Origin of the sequence: Nitrosomonas sp., assembly GCF_020852615.1 — a bacterium.
In the GTDB taxonomy this organism is placed as follows: Bacteria; Pseudomonadota; Gammaproteobacteria; order Burkholderiales; family Nitrosomonadaceae; genus Nitrosomonas.
The window spans coordinates 15,501-32,286 of the sequence record NZ_JADZAJ010000020.1; the positions used below are offsets into that span (position 1 = coordinate 15,501).

Annotated in this window: 17 protein-coding genes; 8 read left to right on the plus strand and 9 right to left on the minus strand. The window is 52.0% G+C overall.

Features of this window, described 5'->3' with window-relative positions; translation table 11 throughout:
* Position 1: 1 nt before the first annotated feature.
* From IT527_RS04160 to IT527_RS04170, 3 genes are read left to right on the plus strand one after another with little or no spacing between them, the layout of a single operon-like run.
* Positions 2–1,324: a sigma-54 dependent transcriptional regulator gene (locus IT527_RS04160; protein WP_292966963.1), complete on the plus strand. Its 1,323-nt coding sequence runs from the start codon at positions 2–4 to the stop codon at positions 1,322–1,324.
* A gap of 26 nt (positions 1,325–1,350) precedes the next feature.
* Entirely contained in the window at positions 1,351–1,677 is a 327-nt protein-coding gene (gene fliE / locus IT527_RS04165; RefSeq protein ID WP_292966965.1) for a flagellar hook-basal body complex protein FliE, read from the plus strand.
* Between the two features lie 34 nt (positions 1,678–1,711).
* A complete protein-coding gene (locus IT527_RS04170; protein ID WP_292966968.1) occupies positions 1,712–2,518 on the plus strand; it encodes a flagellar brake protein in 807 nt (268 codons plus the stop codon).
* Between the two features lie 70 nt (positions 2,519–2,588).
* On the opposite strand, the gene IT527_RS04175 is transcribed toward IT527_RS04170, so the two are convergent.
* The 3 genes from IT527_RS04175 to mutL form a co-directional block, all read right to left on the minus strand.
* Complete coding sequence (locus IT527_RS04175) at positions 2,589–2,819, minus strand: EscU/YscU/HrcU family type III secretion system export apparatus switch protein (RefSeq protein ID WP_292967050.1); 231 nt, start codon at positions 2,817–2,819, stop codon at positions 2,589–2,591.
* A gap of 100 nt (positions 2,820–2,919) precedes the next feature.
* Positions 2,920–3,933 carry a flagellar hook-length control protein FliK gene (locus tag IT527_RS04180; RefSeq protein WP_292966971.1) on the minus strand — a complete coding sequence of 338 codons (1,014 nt, stop codon included), beginning with the start codon at positions 3,931–3,933 and terminating at the stop codon, positions 2,920–2,922.
* Positions 3,934–4,047: 114 nt separating this feature from the next.
* Entirely contained in the window at positions 4,048–5,874 is a 1,827-nt protein-coding gene (mutL, locus tag IT527_RS04185) for a DNA mismatch repair endonuclease MutL (RefSeq protein WP_292966974.1), read from the minus strand.
* Positions 5,875–5,893: 19 nt separating this feature from the next.
* On the opposite strand from mutL, the gene IT527_RS04190 reads away from it, so the two are divergent.
* The 4 genes from IT527_RS04190 (at position 5,894) to ppx (ending at position 9,323) form a co-directional block, all read left to right on the plus strand.
* The gene (locus IT527_RS04190) at positions 5,894–6,094 is read left to right on the plus strand and encodes a hypothetical protein (protein ID WP_292966976.1); all 201 of its coding nucleotides are present in this window, start codon (positions 5,894–5,896) and stop codon (positions 6,092–6,094) included.
* Between the two features lie 155 nt (positions 6,095–6,249).
* Positions 6,250–6,909, plus strand: a complete 660-nt coding sequence (rpiA, locus tag IT527_RS04195) for a ribose-5-phosphate isomerase RpiA (protein ID WP_292966978.1) — start codon at positions 6,250–6,252, stop codon at positions 6,907–6,909.
* Positions 6,910–7,055: 146 nt separating this feature from the next.
* Positions 7,056–7,763 (plus strand): phosphate signaling complex protein PhoU, encoded by a 708-nt coding sequence (phoU, locus tag IT527_RS04200; protein WP_292966980.1) that lies wholly within the window; start codon positions 7,056–7,058, stop codon positions 7,761–7,763.
* Between the two features lie 24 nt (positions 7,764–7,787).
* A complete protein-coding gene (gene ppx, locus IT527_RS04205) occupies positions 7,788–9,323 on the plus strand; it encodes an exopolyphosphatase (RefSeq protein ID WP_292966982.1) in 1,536 nt (511 codons plus the stop codon).
* A gap of 3 nt (positions 9,324–9,326) precedes the next feature.
* Here the strand turns inward: ppx and IT527_RS04210 are convergent, their stop codons facing one another.
* The 6 genes from IT527_RS04210 to IT527_RS04235 form a co-directional block, all read right to left on the minus strand.
* Positions 9,327–9,758 carry a type IV pilin protein gene (locus IT527_RS04210; RefSeq protein WP_292966985.1) on the minus strand — a complete coding sequence of 144 codons (432 nt, stop codon included), beginning with the start codon at positions 9,756–9,758 and terminating at the stop codon, positions 9,327–9,329.
* 17 nt (positions 9,759–9,775) lie between these two features.
* Positions 9,776–13,201: a PilC/PilY family type IV pilus protein gene (locus IT527_RS04215; protein ID WP_292966988.1), complete on the minus strand. Its 3,426-nt coding sequence runs from the start codon at positions 13,199–13,201 to the stop codon at positions 9,776–9,778.
* A gap of 34 nt (positions 13,202–13,235) precedes the next feature.
* Positions 13,236–13,808: a PilX N-terminal domain-containing pilus assembly protein gene (locus IT527_RS04220; protein WP_292966990.1), complete on the minus strand. Its 573-nt coding sequence runs from the start codon at positions 13,806–13,808 to the stop codon at positions 13,236–13,238.
* Between the two features lie 229 nt (positions 13,809–14,037).
* Complete coding sequence (locus tag IT527_RS04225) at positions 14,038–15,048, minus strand: PilW family protein (protein ID WP_292966992.1); 1,011 nt, start codon at positions 15,046–15,048, stop codon at positions 14,038–14,040.
* A 21-nt stretch (positions 15,049–15,069) separates the two neighbouring features.
* On the minus strand, positions 15,070–15,486 hold the full coding sequence (gene pilV, locus IT527_RS04230) for a type IV pilus modification protein PilV (protein ID WP_292966995.1): 417 nt from the start codon (positions 15,484–15,486) through the stop codon (positions 15,070–15,072).
* A gap of 35 nt (positions 15,487–15,521) precedes the next feature.
* Complete coding sequence (locus tag IT527_RS04235) at positions 15,522–16,043, minus strand: GspH/FimT family pseudopilin (protein WP_292966998.1); 522 nt, start codon at positions 16,041–16,043, stop codon at positions 15,522–15,524.
* Between the two features lie 193 nt (positions 16,044–16,236).
* Here IT527_RS04235 and IT527_RS04240 point away from each other — a divergent pair, with 193 nt between their 5' ends.
* Positions 16,237–16,650 (plus strand): PTS fructose transporter subunit IIA, encoded by a 414-nt coding sequence (locus IT527_RS04240; protein ID WP_292967000.1) that lies wholly within the window; start codon positions 16,237–16,239, stop codon positions 16,648–16,650.
* Positions 16,651–16,786: the final 136 nt, after the last annotated feature.

Here is a 16,786-nt window from a genome sequence, read left to right on the forward strand (position 1 = left end):
AATGCAGAATTTGCCTGTTTTGATCGTTGAGGATGATCCGGATTTGCTGGAGGCGCTGTGCGCAACGCTCAGGCTGGATGGATATACCAGCTTGGCTGCCGGTAATGGTGAGCAGGCGCTGGATCTGCTGCGGACCCATCCGGTAGGGCTGGTAATCAGTGATGTGCAAATGCGCCCGATGGATGGCTATACACTGCTGCAAACCATCCGGCGAAGTCACCCCTGGGTCCCGATCGTGCTGATGACGGCGCATGGGGAAGTCGATAAGGCGGTGGCTGCGATGCGCGCCGGGGCGAGTGACTATTTACTGAAACCATTTGATCCGCAAAGCCTGCTGGCGCATGTCAGGCATTATTTGCTGACTGTAAACAGTGAGGATGAATCCGATGTGGTGGCAGAAGATCCGCGCACGCTGACTTTGCTGTCGCTGGCAAAGAAGGTGGCGGTAACCAGCGTTACCGTGATGCTGACAGGTGAGAGCGGCAGCGGCAAGGAAGTGCTGGCCCGGTTTATCCATCGCCATTCACCACGTGCATCCAAACCGTTTGTTGCCATCAACTGTGCCGCCATTCCCGAAAATCTGCTGGAGGCGACATTGTTTGGTCATGAGAAAGGATCATTTACCGGTGCTTCTCAGGCACAAGCGGGGAAATTCGAACAGGCCAATGGCGGTACGCTGCTGCTGGATGAAATTTCAGAAATGCCGCTTGGCCTGCAGGCCAAGTTGCTGCGTGTCCTGCAGGAGCGTGAAGTTGAGCGAATAGGGGGAAGCAGGCCAGTCAGGCTCGACATTCGTCTGATTGCAACTTCCAACCGGAATATGCCGGTATACGTGCAGGAAGGGCGTTTCCGTGAAGATTTGTATTATCGCCTCAATGTGTTTCCTCTGGAAATTTTGCCACTGCGCGATCGCCCGCAGGATATCCTGCCGCTGGCGCAACGTATCCTGGATAAGTCCGCCCGGGCCGGGCAGCCTCGCTGCGCTCTGGCGGAATCTGCTGAACGCCATCTGGAGCGCTATTCCTGGCCGGGGAATGTGCGGGAACTGGAGAATGTGATTCAACGGGCCACAATCCTGGCTTCAGGATTGATTGAGGCAATACATCTGAATCTGCCGGCTTCTTCTGCCGGAGAAAATCGCCCGGGCAAGCTGTCCGGAAAAGAAGAGTTACCCCTGCGCGATATCAAGTCACTTGAACGGGAGCATATTCTGCAAACACTGGCTGCTGTAAATGGTTCACGCAAGCTGGCTGTCGAGAAACTGGGTATCTCCGAGCGCACGTTACGTTACAAACTTCAGCAATACCGGCTTGCCCAGTGCTGATCAATTTATAAACATTGGAGAAAAATATGAATATTGCTTCAGGTATGGATCAGATACTGACGCAGCTTAGGGCTGCTGCAGAAGTGGCCGGTGGCGACAGATCCGCTGCGAATGCGGCAGAAGTTTCACAGACGGATTTTGGCCAGCTGCTTAAATCTGCGGTGGACCAGGTTAATTCGGTTCAGCAGACAGCCAGCCAGCTCAGCCAGGAATTTGTACGCGGTAACCAGGATGTAGAGCTGCATGATGTCATGATCTCACTGCAGAAGGCGAATGTTTCATTTCAGTCTATGATTCAGGTGCGCAACCGGCTGGTAACCGCGTATCAGGAAATCATGAATATGCAGGTGTAAGTATCCGCAATAATAAAACCCGGCGAGGCAGATCATGGTTACACCTCAGACAAAAACAGCGATAAAGGCAGAGTGGTCAGGTTCTTCATCTGCAGCGGGAAATATGAATGTACCTGACTACAACGTAAATTCACTGGCAGAAATATGCTTCTACCTGAATGGAATCATGCAGGAAAAATCGCTGATTTCATTGCAGCTTGCCCGGAACAGCCATTCCGTTATCCTTTCTTCTCTGTTGGCTGTTGATCCGGAGAATAAACTGCTGATACTGGATTACGGGATTAATGAGACGCTAAACCAGATGGCGCTCAAGCGCGGAACACTGCGCTGTACCACCAGCCATAACCGGATCAGGATAGAGTTTGATTGCGACAATCTGCAGCATGTTCGTTATGAAGGACGTAACGCATTCAGTACCACAATTCCGGAAACGCTCAAGCGCATGCAACGGCGCAATTTTTACCGGATTGCCACGCCGCTCACCAATCCTGCTGTTTGTATCATTCCTTCACTGGAGCAGGATGGGGAAACATCTCTTGCCTTTAATCTGCTGGACATCAGTTGTGGCGGAATGGCGCTGATTGATCAGCCGGGTGCCGAAATATCCCTTAAACCCGGTACGTTACTGGAGCGTTGTCAGATTGATTTACCGGAACTGGGTGCGTTTGAAGCCACTATCCGGATTGTCTGTGTTGGTACCACTATACTTCCCAATGGAGATACCTGTCCGCGTATCGGATGTGAGTTTATAAAACTGACCGAAAAATCCAGGATGCTGATACAACGCTATATCACCAAACTTGAGCAACAGGCCAGAAAATACAGTACAAATTCACATTGATAACCTGGCTTAATAATCGTCAGGCTCCGACTGTTTAAAAAAGATCCGGGTTGTTTATATGCCCGGTTTTTTACTGATCAGGCGGGGGTGTCATACCGTTTTCCAGCCGATAAAGCCAGGCCAGCAATTCGGCGACTGCAATATACAATTCTGGCGGGATGTGATCATCCAGATCAACCTGCATTAACAGCGCCACCAGTTCAGCTGATTCATGCACATACACGCCGGCTTCCCGGGCGTGGTGAATAATTGCTTCGGCAATTACTCCCCGGCCCTTGGCGACAACGCGAGGAGCCGTCATGCCGCCGTGATAAGCAAGCGCCACTGCACCGGGTACCGCATTCTGCCCGGCGGCGGCAGGTGGATCAGTCAGGCTGCTTGACGGTTGCTGTTCATTCAGATCAGGTGTTTTCATGCTGCTGAATTTCCATTGCCTGTATTGTCAGTCCGGTGGTTTGCATGGCATTTGCCAGAGTCAGCTGCTCTTTTTTGAGCTGTTGTGTAATCTCATCAGACTCGGTATCCAGCCGGATTCGCATTCCCTGCGGCTCAATCATGAGTGTGGCAGTGATCTTTCCCAGATTGGGCAATTGCAGATGAATACGGGTTTGCCATCGGCCGGATTTTCCGGATGGTTCCCCGGCCTGTTCTCTATCGTCCAGGTGCTCGGTGATATCCCATTCCGCAACCTGTCCCGGCCAGATTTCTCCTCGCCATTGAATGACTCCGGTTTCCAGCGTATGGAGTTGCTGCTGTACCAATGCAGCGGCTTGTGGTGCAACGGGTGAGGCTGGATCAGTGGCTGCTGCAGCGGTGGGTGTAAATACAGGCAATCTGCTCTGTGGTTCCTGCCGGAGCTGTTGCAGCGAACGGCCGCCATTCAGCCATTGTGCCAGATGTGATTCATAAAACAGCCCGCTGGCTGATAGTGCCTGCTGCAGCTGGCTGGATAAATGTGCTTTTTCTGTGCTGGTCGCAGGGGGGGCCGGTAACAGCGGGATTGTTTCGTTTGCGGTTTTTGTGGCTGTGGATACGGGCTGGTTTAACAGCTGGGCAATAAATTTTCCGGTTTGGCTGAGTGTTGTCGGGTTGCTGCTGCCCTGAATGTTGTTTTGCAGCAAAAATTTAAGTCGTGGAGCCTGCTCGATCAGTGTCAGTTCCAGCACATCCCCGGTATTGACCGAAGCAGGCATCCGCATCTGCAGCCATTTGCCGGCGACATTGACTATGGAATGACCGTCAGCCAGCCGTTCACCAATCTGTGCCATATATTTCTGGCCAGGAACAAAGGGAGGGGTGTCTGACTGTGTGGCATCCGGTACAGGAGTTATCGGATTGACCGGCCGGGTTTGTGAAACGGTATCGACCGGTGTGGCGGACAGAATAACCGCTGGATTGATTGGGTTTGAAATCATGTCGTCGCAGTCCGGAGAGAATGATTCTGGATAATGGCTTCAAGTGTTAACCTGCCCCGGTGTGGTTGCGGGTGCATGCAATTGTATTTAACCGCTTTTATTATGACGTTATAATTATTTTCCACGCATGAACATTTTATCCAGCTCGGCCAGGCTGATTTCAAACCAGGTCGGGCGACCGTGGTTGCATTGGTCTGAACGCTCGGTAATTTCCATTTTGCGCAGGAGCTCATTCATTTCCATCTGTGTCAGCGGGCGATTGGCACGGACAGCACTGTGGCAGGCGATTGTTGCCAGTAATTCATTGCGGTGAGCAACAAGCCGCTGGGCAGGGTCGCCGTTTCTGATTTCATCCAGCAGCTCGCGTACCAGTTTTTCTATATCAGCATGCTGCAGTATGGCCGGGACAGCACGTATGGCAAGTGTGGTGGCTGATAATGCAGATATTTCAAAACCCAGTTGCTGCAACAGAGGCTGATTTTCTTCCACTGTAGCACGGTCAAGACTGTCTGCATGAAATGTGACCGGAATCAGCAGCCGTTGTGCGGATAATGTCTGTTCATCCAGCTGTGATTTCAGTTGTTCATAGACGATGCGTTCATGTGCGGCATGCATATCCACAATTACCAGCCCTTTCCGGTTCTGTGCCAGGATATAGACGCCGTGTAATTGTCCCAGTGCAAAACCCAGCGGGGGGATAACCGGATCCTCATGGCTTGCTTCTCCGGTCTGCCGGGAACGGTTCTGGTTCTGTGTGACCGCGAAATCCGGTCCGCTGCCCGACAGGGTCTGATAAAAGCTGAATGGCTGCGCAATCCTGTCTGCCGGCAAATGTGTTTGTCTGGAATAACCTGGCACAGGCGCAGCGGGTGTGCGGGCTGCAGGGGGATGGTCTGCAGCAGCCGGGTTGCTGGCGGGTATCGCCACCGGAGAAACGGGCAGTTCTGTACCTGCGCGCGGCAGAGACAGTGCCTTGCTGACTGCATGGTAGATGAACTGATGGATAGCCCGTGATTCCCGGAAGCGAACTTCAATTTTGGTTGGATGAACATTGACATCAACCTGTTCGGGATCAATATCCAGATACAGCACGAAAGCGGCATGGCGATCGAGGTGCAGCACATCACGGTAAGCCTCGCGCAGGGCATGAGCGATGAGTTTGTCACGCACAAAACGTCCATTCACAAAAAAATACTGCATATCGCGTGCTGCACGTGAATATGCCGGTTGCGCCAGCATGCCCCGCAGACTGATGCCAGCTGATTGTTCATCCAGCCAGGCGGCTGATTCCGAAAATGTCTCACCCAGCACAGCTTTGATGCGTGTGGCGGTTTCTGCCGCCTGCCAGTGATGGCGTACATTCCCATTGTGACGCAGTGTAAAAGTGATGCCTGCATGAGAAAGCGCCATACGCCGAAAAATTTCTTCACAGTGTGCAAACTCCGTAGCTTCAGTTTTAAGAAATTTGCGCCGGGCGGGAAGGTTGAAAAACAGATCGCGGACTTCAACTGTAGTGCCCGCCATGTGGGATGAGGGCTCAGGCGGTAACATCCGTGTACCTTCGGTGCGTATCTGCCAGGCGTGTTTTTCATCGGGTTGCTGGCTGATGAGTAACAGACAGGAAACTGAAGCAATACTGGCCAGTCCTTCTCCGCGAAATCCCAGACTGGTGATTTTGTGCAAATCTTCCTGACTGGCAATTTTGCTGGTTGCGTGACGCGTCAGTGCGAGTGGCAATTCTTCTGCGGAGATCCCTGAGCCGTTATCGGTGACGCGGATCAGTTTCAGGCCGCCTTGCGCGATATCGACCGTGATTTCAGCCGCACCCGCATCAATGGCATTTTCCAGCAATTCTTTCAGTACAGAAGCGGGGCGTTCAATGACTTCTCCTGCGGCTATCTGACTAATCAATCCATCCGGCAGTAATCTGATCGCACTCATTTGGAAAATGGAAGGAAAGTTGCTGAAATCTGTAGAAAAACTGACTGAATCGACCATTATACTGACTTCAAGTTATGGTACGCTTGAGGCTGAGCAGTCGGGGTGGAAAGCGGTATCCGGCCGATATTGTCCGGATGCCGCAGGAAAGCAGCCCCACCCCGGAAATCTGACTCATTACAGGGGGACTTTTGGAAATCCGGTTATACGGGATGGAGCGTAAGGTACACAAAGCGTAATAATGAGATATATCAATATATCAAATATGGACAGGTGGGGCAGGAAGCATTGTGCAACACCATAATCCGCCCGCAAAAACGATTTTTAGAGATATCCCGCAGTAATCATGAATTTCAGGAACTAACTATTAAAACCATCATGACACAAGACGAGCAGAAACGGGCAGTAGCACAAGCAGCGCTGCAGTATGTGCCGGTAGGTGAAATTATCGGCATCGGAACAGGGTCGACCGCCAATTTTTTTATCGACGAACTGGCCAGGATCAAGCACAGGATTGAGGGTGCCGTAGCCAGCTCCGAGGTGACTGCAAATCGTCTGAAGCAGCACGGTATCGAGGTACTGGATCTCAATTCCGTCAGCGAAATCCCGGTGTATATCGATGGTGCGGATGAAATCACCCGGAATATGCATATGATTAAAGGCGGTGGCGGTGCGTTAACACGTGAAAAAATCGTGGCGGCCGTCGCGCAAAAATTTATCTGCATCGCTGACCGGAGCAAGCTGGTCGGCGTATTGGGAAAATTTCCACTGCCGGTGGAAGTGATCCCGATGGCCCGCAGCTATGTCGCCCGGGAAATTACCCTGCTGGGCGGGCAACCTGCCTGGCGGCAAGGCGTGACTACTGACAACGGCAACATTATTCTCGATGTTCATAACCTGAATATCATGAACCCGGTTGAGCTGGAAACGACACTCAACCAGATTACCGGAGTGGTGACAAACGGCCTGTTTGCCAGACGGGGAGCCAACGTGCTGCTGATGGGTACGGATCAGGGGGTGGAAACCATTACGCTATAAAAAAGGTCAATAAAAGGTCGGTATTCTGCCTTGTTCCGGCAGAGTGTCGACTGGCCCTGCAGCTTTCCGGCAGTTATTCAGCCTGTCATCAGACCATCATGATAGATGTATAGGATGACGCGATTACTTCTTCCCAGGATGCAAACATGCCCAATAAAGAACATTTCTCCAAAAAATTTGATGCTGATCTTGAAGAAATCCGTACCCGTGTCCTGCAAATGGGGGGATTGGTGGAAGAACAGATCAAAAACGCGATTGAGGCTTTGACTGAAGGTAATGAGGCCATGATTGAACAGGTCATTGATAATGATCATCGCGTTAATGCCATGGAAGTCAAGATTGACGAGCTCTGTTCCCAGATTATTGTCCGCAGGCAGCCAACGGCGATTGATCTGCGCATGATCATGACCGTCATCAACACGATTACGGATCTGGAAAGAATCGGTGACGAGGCTGCCAAAATTGCCCGTATGGCCAAACTGATCTACGCTGCAGACCGGATGCACATGCCGCGCTTTGTTGAAATACGGCATATTGCAGCGATCGCTATGGATATGTTGCGCAAGGCGCTTGATGCCTTTGCTCGAGTGGATCCAAATGCTTCAGCGGAAATTGTCAGGCAGGATGAGGAAGTGGATGAGGAATTCCGCTCGATTATCCGGCACCTGGTCACATTCATGATGGAGGATCCACGTAAAATATCGACAGCGATTGAGATACTGTTTGCTGCCAAGGCTGTCGAGCGTATTGGCGATCATGCCAAAAACATGTCGGAGTATGTGGTCTATATGGTTAAGGGCAAGGATGTTCGCCATGTTTCAGCTGATGAGATTGAGCGCGAAGTAGGGAAGTAATCTACCCGGAGCCATACTGGAAACATGCACGAATATTCCACACTCGCAGCAGTCGATCTGGGTTCCAACAGTTTTCACCTGCAAGTCGCCAGAGTGGCGGAAAGGCAGCTTTATCTGCTGGACAACCTGAAGGAAACGGTACAGCTTGCAGCAGGATTATCTGAAGATCAGCTTCTGGATGAAGCATCACAAAGCCGTGCGCTGGCCTGTCTGGAGCGGTTTGGTCAGCGCTTGCGCGGATTTCCGCATCATGCAGTCAGGGCAGTGGGAACGAACTCGCTGCGCGTTGCCCGTAATGCGGCAGATTTTCTTCGCAAGGCCGAAAGCGCGCTGGGTTTCCCGATTGAAATCATTGCCGGACATGAAGAGGCGCGGCTTATCTATCTCGGTGTTGTGCACAGCCTGCCTTCCTCCGATGATGCTTTGCTCGTTGTTGATATTGGCGGTGGTTCTACCGAGCTGATTATTGGCAGCCAGCTGAAGTCCAGCAAGCTGGAAAGTCTGCCCATGGGCTGTATCAGCCACAGCCGGCATTTTTTTTCTGATGGAAAAATCACCAAAGGATCCCTGAAACGCGCTGAACTGGCTGCGCGTACCGAAATACAGGCCATTGCAGCCGAATTTTCCCCGTCACACTGGCAAAAGGCTTACGGCTCCTCCGGAACGGCTCGTGCACTGGCGCATATCCTTGCCCGCAATGGTTATAACGATGGCAATAACGAGGAAATCATTACCCTCGCAGGACTGGAAAAATTGCGCGACTTCCTGCTCAGGGCGGGCGATATCAGGAAGCTGGAAATTGAAGGGTTGAACCCTGCCCGCAGGGCAATCATTGCAGGCGGATTTGCCATCATGTCGGCAGTTTTTACCGAGCTGAACATGGATCGTATGGCGATTGCCAGCGGTGCGCTGCGTGAAGGCGTGCTCTGCGACATGCTGGGACGCTTTCACAAGGAAGATGTACGTGAAATCTCTGTGCAGGAATTTATGCAGCGCTACCGGATCGACCCGGTTCAGGCTGCCCGAATCGAATCTCTTGCGGTGATGCTCGGCAAACAGCTTCTGGCCGGCAGTCCCGATCAGGAAAAAGTGGAAGATGCACTGAAAATGCTTTCATGGGCCGCACGCTTACATGAAATCGGGATTTCAGTAGCACATACCGGCTATCACAAACATTCAGCGTATATTCTGGAAAATGCGGATATTCCCGGATTTTCCAGGATGGAACAGTTTCAGTTGAGCCAGCTGGTGCTTTCGCATCATGGCTCACTTGCCAAAACCCGGGATTTTCTCAGCCAGCCCGTCAACCTTGTCCGTTCAGTTGCGCTGCGGATTGCCGCAATTTTTTATCGCAGCCGGACACATGTCAATTTGCCCGATATGGTGTTGTCCCTGAACGGGAAACACTGCCTGTTACATATCCCGCAGGCATGGCTTGAACGCAATCCGCTCACCGACACTTTGCTGAATAATGAAATCGGAGTGTGGGCAAAAGTCGATATTGACCTGCGTATTGAAAACCTGACAGAGAGTCACCGCACCCGGTCGGGTGCAGCCTGATGATCAGCGCCAGCATTCGGTGACATCGCCATCCGCTCCTCTGACCCCTGTGTGTGTCAATGTTAATGTGCCGCAAGTATCGTTTGCCATAGAGCCTGCCGGTACCGCCTCCAGCGTATAGGTATTTTGTGTTGGGCCTGCTGCAAACCGAATGGTGTATTTTGCCGTCCCCGTTCTGGGTGACTGCGTAACCGGTAGCGTGAAATCACTACCGCTACCGGTCTTGTCGTAGCGGTTGGCTTCGGTGTAATTGCGTTCCAGCAGCTGCGTCATTTCCAGCAGGATGCCCCTGGCTTCAGTACGGTTGGAGCGGCGCACATGCTCCTGATAGGATGGATAAGCAATGGAAGCCAGAATACCAACAATTGCTACCACAATCATCGTCTCGATCAGCGTAAACCCGCGATTTCCTGCATGGATTCGAGTCAGATTCATTTAACGGATCCTCCTGTTTACTGTATCTGTTTCCAGGACCGGCGTGGTGGCCCTTCCCCATTTTTGATTGTTACATTCTCAACTGCACCGGTCGTGGTCGCAGCAATCAGGTGTGTCACACTACCCGCGCTAATGGCAACTGATTCACTGCGAATGCCGTCGGAGCCTACTGCGGCGATAATCCGGTCGTTACTGTCCAGTTTGCCGTCATGATTGGTATCAAACTGCGGTGTGGATATCATCCCGCCAGTCGCGGCATCCAGCAGCATCAGCCAGTTGCGGCCGCCTGCTTCACAGGCATCTGTGGAAGGAATCAGTGTAGTGAAAATGATCCGTCCAAAATTCAGCATAGGCATAATAACCGAGCGTTCACCCTGCTTGGTTGCCGCCGGGGGCTGCAACAGATCGATATACCAGCCGCGTTTGGTCAGCCAGTCGACCGGATTGCCGGACACGGTACGCTCAAAAGGCGGGACGACCGTTTCAGCCGTAATGGTTTGCTGTTGCAGCACGCTGCGATCTGTTTCCGGAACCCGGCTGCTGCTGCCGTTGTTTTTGTCCCAGATACCATAGAGACTCTGTGTCCTGTTGTCGGTAACATCACCGGAAGCCACAAACTGACCCGTACCAAAGAAAATCATGTATCCGTCCTGTTTGTGATAGCCCACTTCCAGTGGCGAAGTAATCGGCTGTACCTGATTACTGCCATTTCTGGCGGTAAAGAGTGGCAACCTGGTACCGCTGGATTTGTATGCTACATCCCACTGGGCAGCATCCGGTTGTGATAGATCAAACTTCCACACATTTCCCTGTAAATCACCCGCATAAACGAGATCAATAATTTTATCGTCGTTGGTATCCACCAGCGCCGGAGTGGAAAGGCCATTGCCGGTACCTGGGCTTGTCGGGATTTTTCTGATGAGTGCACCAGTCTGCAGATCAACAATCAGCAGGTACGCTTTATCGCTGGTGCTGTTGTAGCCGTTACCGATAATGGCTGCCCAGGAGCCATCATTCAATCGTGCAATTTTTGCCTGGCCGTGAACATAACCGAGATCGGTGTCAGTGAATTCCCACAGTACATCTGATGCGGAAAAATTCGCCGGATCGGTAATATCCAGTGCAAATACACTTTTTCCACCTCCCCCCAATGTTCCCAGCAACACTGTTTTCCAGGCAGGTGTTGCGCCAATGTAGGCATCCCCGGCGTAGGCATTACCATCAACCAGATAGCGGTGTGTGTAACCGGGCGCAGTCAGCCGGCTTAACCCGGAATAAATGGCAGCCGGAACATAAGCAAACAGCTCCTTTCCGGTATCGGCATTGAAAGCATGCAGCATGCCGTCATTTGCTCCGGTATAAAGTGCCGATATGCGGCTGTTATTCGTTTGCCGGTAAACATGGTAGGTTGTCTGACCCGGTGTTCCGCCTGGCAGGGAATCGTAGCTGAAATCCAGCGATTTGATATGCAGCAGATCCGAGTTGACGATGTCACCCAGTACCCCGTTATTGCGGTTGCGGAAAGCGCCACCCTGTTCTATTTCAGTTGTTTTGTCGCCGCGCAGCCATTTGACACGATCGGCTCCTTTCCCGTCATTCACCCCGGATATGTCCGTATTCAGCGCTGTTTTCTGCGCAGCAGAAAACGAAGCAAAGCTGGCGGCAGTAAATGCCAGCACATTTGTGCCGTTGTGCGTAAAAATTTTCCGGTCAGCAGGATTGGGTATTTGCGCGGAAGCTTCCCACTGCAATGTTCCCAGTGACGCATCGGATTCCAGATTGAACGCCAGCAGCTGCCCGCTCCAGTCAGCGCTGTTGAACTTTGCCTGGTAAATCCGTGCACCGGTATTAAGCCGGCTGGTATTGGTGGTTACTGCAGCAGCAGAGCTGATTCTGGCAGTCATATTGTTGAGTGCACTGCTTAGCCCGCTGGTAAAAGCAGCCGGATCCTGCGCACTGAAAAATTCTCCCCGACTGTTGACTGCAGCGTGCCAGAGGTCATCAATCTTTGCCGCGTCTGCCGCCGTTGGGTCCGGCCAGCCGGCCGGCCCGCCCGCGCTGCCCGGTAAACTGGTCAGTGTTCCCTCGACGCCCAGCCCAATCGTAAAATTCACCATATGTTGCCAGAAAGCCGGATCCCTGGCGTTGGTGGGTACCTTGTTGTCCAGATCAGTGCGCAGATCGGTTTTCCAGTATTCCATCGCCACATCGGCCAGGGTATTACTGTAGCCGTCCTGGTATGGCAGTGCCGGAGTGTATTTGAAAGATCCTGGCGATACATTGGGAAAATGGTTCGTGATATTGCTGCCGGCTGTCCCATCCGAATTGCCTGTATTGGGAGAGGATGAATCATTCCAGTAGCCATCGGTCATCAGGATATGATAGTTCTGCCGGCAGACCGGTTGAGAGCTGTCGGCTCCACCTGTCCCCGGCTTGCTGCTCCAGGGGCCCTTGTCATCGGCACGTTTCAGGTATTCCCCCACACCTTTTGTAGCAGTGCGCAGTGGCGTGCCCTGTGCCGGAATGGTGCGCCCGTAAAGTTTATCGAAGAAATCAGCCTTGTCTGCTCCGTCAAACTGTCGGACACCGGTAATCAGTGTTGCCGTAGATTTTCCGTCAAGTGGTGCGCTTCCCTGGTTAATTGCGCCAAATGCGACACGCATGTTGTTGCCCTGTGCCGCAAACGCACGGCCGACACCGGCGCGCGCCAGCAGAACACGGGAACGGTAATAGGTGTACCAGTTGGCGAAATTCTGGATTTCTTCTGCATAAGTACAGATTGGTGCAGCTGCACAATCAGTGCGATTTTCTCCGCCGTTAAAGGGGGCATTTTCCGGTTTGATTTCAACCTGCGTGTAACTGGCAGCTGAATCAGTTGCACCACTGCCGTTGTAGTGAAAATAAACTGCCGGATAAAAGGTTTGGTTTTTATTCGTCGTCGTGCCATTATCCTTAAGCCAATCCACTTTTTTAGTATCATTCACGGTCAGATCGCGGCAGCCTTTGGCAGTGTTGAACGGGTTGTGCGGGGCACAGGTAATGCTGGCATTATCCATCAGTGTCCCATCGGCTTTGCTCCATGGCAGATAGCGCACGGTCGGGTCATAGTAGATCCTGTTAACATGGCTGGAGCGTAAAGAGGTTGTACGCCAGTTATTAGAATCGAAACCGACAACCTTGTTAGTGTAATCACTGCTCCCCCCATACACACCATCCGCTCTGGGGTAAACGAAATACACACTATTTGTAATCAGCTCTTCCGGCATGATTTCAAACTGCATCGAACCGGAATCATCCAGTGTAAAAATAATGTTGGGATGTACCGGGGATGTCAGAAACAGGGGCACATCAGACAGGGTGGTTGCTGACCAGGCGGGTGAGGGCGTCAGGGCAAGTGATAATACCGCCCCTCCAATCCCTGCCAGAATATGGTTGATTTTCACTTCAGGCTCCTTGAGTTCCAGCTCTGTGATTTATTTATCTTCGGTAGGTACTTTGCAGCAGAATGGCCGTTGCTTCATTCCCTCCCACGCCACGGGCAATGATGCGGAACATGCTTGCGTTCAGTGATGTGCCGGACTGCTGTGCACTGCCACTTTTCCCTTCCGATGGAATGCTGGGAAGCTGTTCGATAATGTAGCGAGGCTGGCTGGCCACGCCATCCATATCGATATCGGCTGTTACTCTGCCGATGGTTCCCCAGCCTGCCCAGTTAACGGGATCAGGTGCAGGGGAGTCTGCGTGGTGATATAACCCGTCCGAGCCATTAAATTCAGGAATGGTGACCTGCTCCAGGAATATTTCACCCGAGCGCAGGGCCGCTTCTGCCGCCTGGAAGGCAAGTGTTTCATCGCGCAGATTGCCGGCCATTTTTTCTTCCAGCAGCGTGCCCCGCAAGGCAGTTGTCCCAAGTAACGTCAGGATTACCAGAAAGATCAGGCCGGTTATCAGTACAGACCCTTGCTGTCTGGCAGTGGCATAACCGTTGTCATTGCGGATACCCGTGGCGTGAAGCAATCCGGACAGCCGGATGTAAAAGCGCTGGATCATTCCGCTGCTGTGCCAATTGCGATGATGATCGGAGCAGTTGGACCAGGTGCGTGGTGCGGCCCGTGATGATCCGTTTGAATTATTGTGAAGCAGCTGGATTTTTACTGTGAATGAAATGTGATGAACATCCGCAGGTACAGTCTGCCGAGGTTTAAAGAATGATTCTTTGTCGCGGCCGGGGTCTGCTGAAAAATTCATATCCATGTTTTCTATTCTTGAGAAAGCACCATTAAGCACTGCGGTTACGCAGCGAAATTACAGTGGAAAATGTCTGGCGCAGTCGACGATCCGCTGGTGTCACGCTTACACCATTGAAGGTATAGGTTTGCGGCTGACCGGTAATCCCGTCTTCCACGGATTGCACCAGCAGATCGATACGTACACTGACAACATTCTCCCAGTCCGCCACCAGATTCGCTGTGCGGTAACTATCTACAGCCCTGTCCCCGTTGGTATCCTCACCATACTGAATCTGCATGTTCTCTATGCCCTCAACCAGTTCGTCAGCAGCCAGATTCCCGTTTCTCCGGTAAAGAGAGGAAATCCCGCGAGGATTTACCCGGATGTAATAGACCTTTGTGCTGATCCGTCCTATTTCTCCTCCGGTAAATACCCGACCCAGCGATGCTGAAGAATTGCCGGGGGCACTCCCGCCGGCGTCATGTTTGATTGTGTCCTGGCCTGGTGAAGTGCTGACGTCTGTCACCTGGAAGATAACCGCTCCCTGGCAGTTACTTACCAGTACAGTATCGTCTGTCTGCAGTCCGCTACCGGGGGATACACCAAGATCGGCGGGTTCTGATGAGTGTGAGAGTACGCTGGTATTGGTATTTTCAACCCCGCGTACGACGAGAATATCCCGGTCACCCTGCGGAGATAGAATGTCTCCGGGTAATCCGGGTGTCCAGTCAGTTGCGCCGGTTGCCTCGAATCCTTCCAGAGGCTGATGTAATCGCCACAAGAAATCCGATTTGCTGCCAAGGATATTGGCTACCGTGATCCCGTCACCTACACAGCCCTGATACCCTGCCATGCGAATATCGCGCGACAGGATCTGAAAAGCGTAACGCGCATTTTCCTGTATCCTGGCCATTGCCTCATTGACGCGGTAAGTACTCTTGCTGGAAGTCAGCACAGTCATTACCCCACCGAGCAGTACCAGTCCGATGGTCATGGCAATCATCATTTCCACCAGGGTTAATCCCTGCTGATTCCATACAGATTTTGGGTTTATTTGCATATTTCTTATCTCACCGCCTGTTTACAGCCGGGTTGTCATGATGAACTGCTGCGCAGCCACCGCACCGCGACTGTCGTCCCATTGAATCAGAACGGTTACTTTGTTATTGGCATCAACTGCAATGCCTCCCGTGCCTTCTGGCAATCGCAAGGCAAGTTCATTGAGCCAGTTGCTTATATCCTGCTCGGGAAGAGTATCCCCGGCTGGTGCCGCATCTTCCAGTGAGTGGTTATAGCTGCCTGCACCCGCCTCAGTCCGATTGGCACGCATACTGTCCAGAATGTTGTAAGCCATCATGGAAGCGGTGGAGCGAAAACCGGCGCTCTGGTTATGTGCCAGTCCGGTTGCCTGGAGCTTTGCCAGTCCGAGCAATCCGACGGACAGAATAATGATAGCCACCAGTACTTCGATCATGCCGGCACCCGTCTGGGCATGCATCGCCGGTATGTTTCCTGAAGATTTTTGATGAATGTTCAGCATGACGATACTTTCTCCACTCTGGGACGACCGGAAGTATTGATGATGATGTTGCGTCCGTTTGCCTGATTGCACAGGCCGAACATCCCGTTAGGCAGGTTGCCGTTTCCCTGACTGCGTCCACTGGGCAGATAGGAAACCCAGTTGCCGAAATTTGACCCGCCATTCAGTGTGCTGCCTGTCATTTTTGGAAAGACCCGCAATATTTCATCTGTACCATCGACAGATCCGGCAGTGCCTGTGTCACTGAAAATCAGCCAGCCATCCTGCCAGTTGCTTCCATTGGTACAGGATGCGCTATCCGAGCTTTTGCAGATGGTGACCCTGATACCGCGCTTTACGGCTTCGGAACGGGCGTAATGCAGTGAAGTCATCAGTTCGTTTGCCTGTGTGGTCAGGCGTGATTCCCGCATGATCGACTGATAATCCGGCACCGCCACAGCGAGCAGGATGGAGGCAATGCTGATGGTAATCATCAGTTCAACCAGGGTAAAACCTTTGCTGTTTGTTTCAGTCATCTCTGTTTTCATGAATAAAACCGATATTTTTCAGAGGTACTACGGTTTAACGACGATTGTCGTGGCAACTTTAGCTCTTGTAGATCTGCCGTTTGATATTCGGCAGCGGAACAGGCGTGATCAGAATTCGGTAAGCGGGAGTGAGTGATAAAATCCGGGTTTATTTTGGGTAAACGGGCGGGTGAATTACAAAATGATCGGCATTCTGGTCATCAGTCATGAGCAGTCAGGCGCCAGTCTGATTGATTGCGTCGTACATGTTCTGGGGGAACGTCCTCCGCTGCTGGTTAATCATGTGGTTTCTCCTGTGGCAGATCCGGATGTTGAAGCTGCCGGATTGCAGGTAACACTTAAACAGCTGGATCAGGGGAGTGGTGTTCTGATTCTGACGGATGTGTTTGGGGCGACACCGGCTAATATTGCGCGCAGGCTGATCCGCAGCGGACATATCGAATGCCTGTCCGGGCTGAATCTGCCCATGTTGCTGCGTGCTGTGCAATACCGGCACCTGCCTTTGCCACAGTTGATTGATAAAGCCCTGGCCGGTGGTCGGGAAAATATTATGCAGCTGCCTCCGGAAAACAATAACCCTAAAAACCCCGGTTGACTGCTTGTTTGTTGCCTTAACATCATGACAATTTTCAACTTTATTTCCATTTTCGTATTCATCTCTCTGGTGAGTTTGCTACGAGCGGGATTACACCTTTTTCCGGGTGCAGTCTGTTGTTGCAACTCCTTGAAAG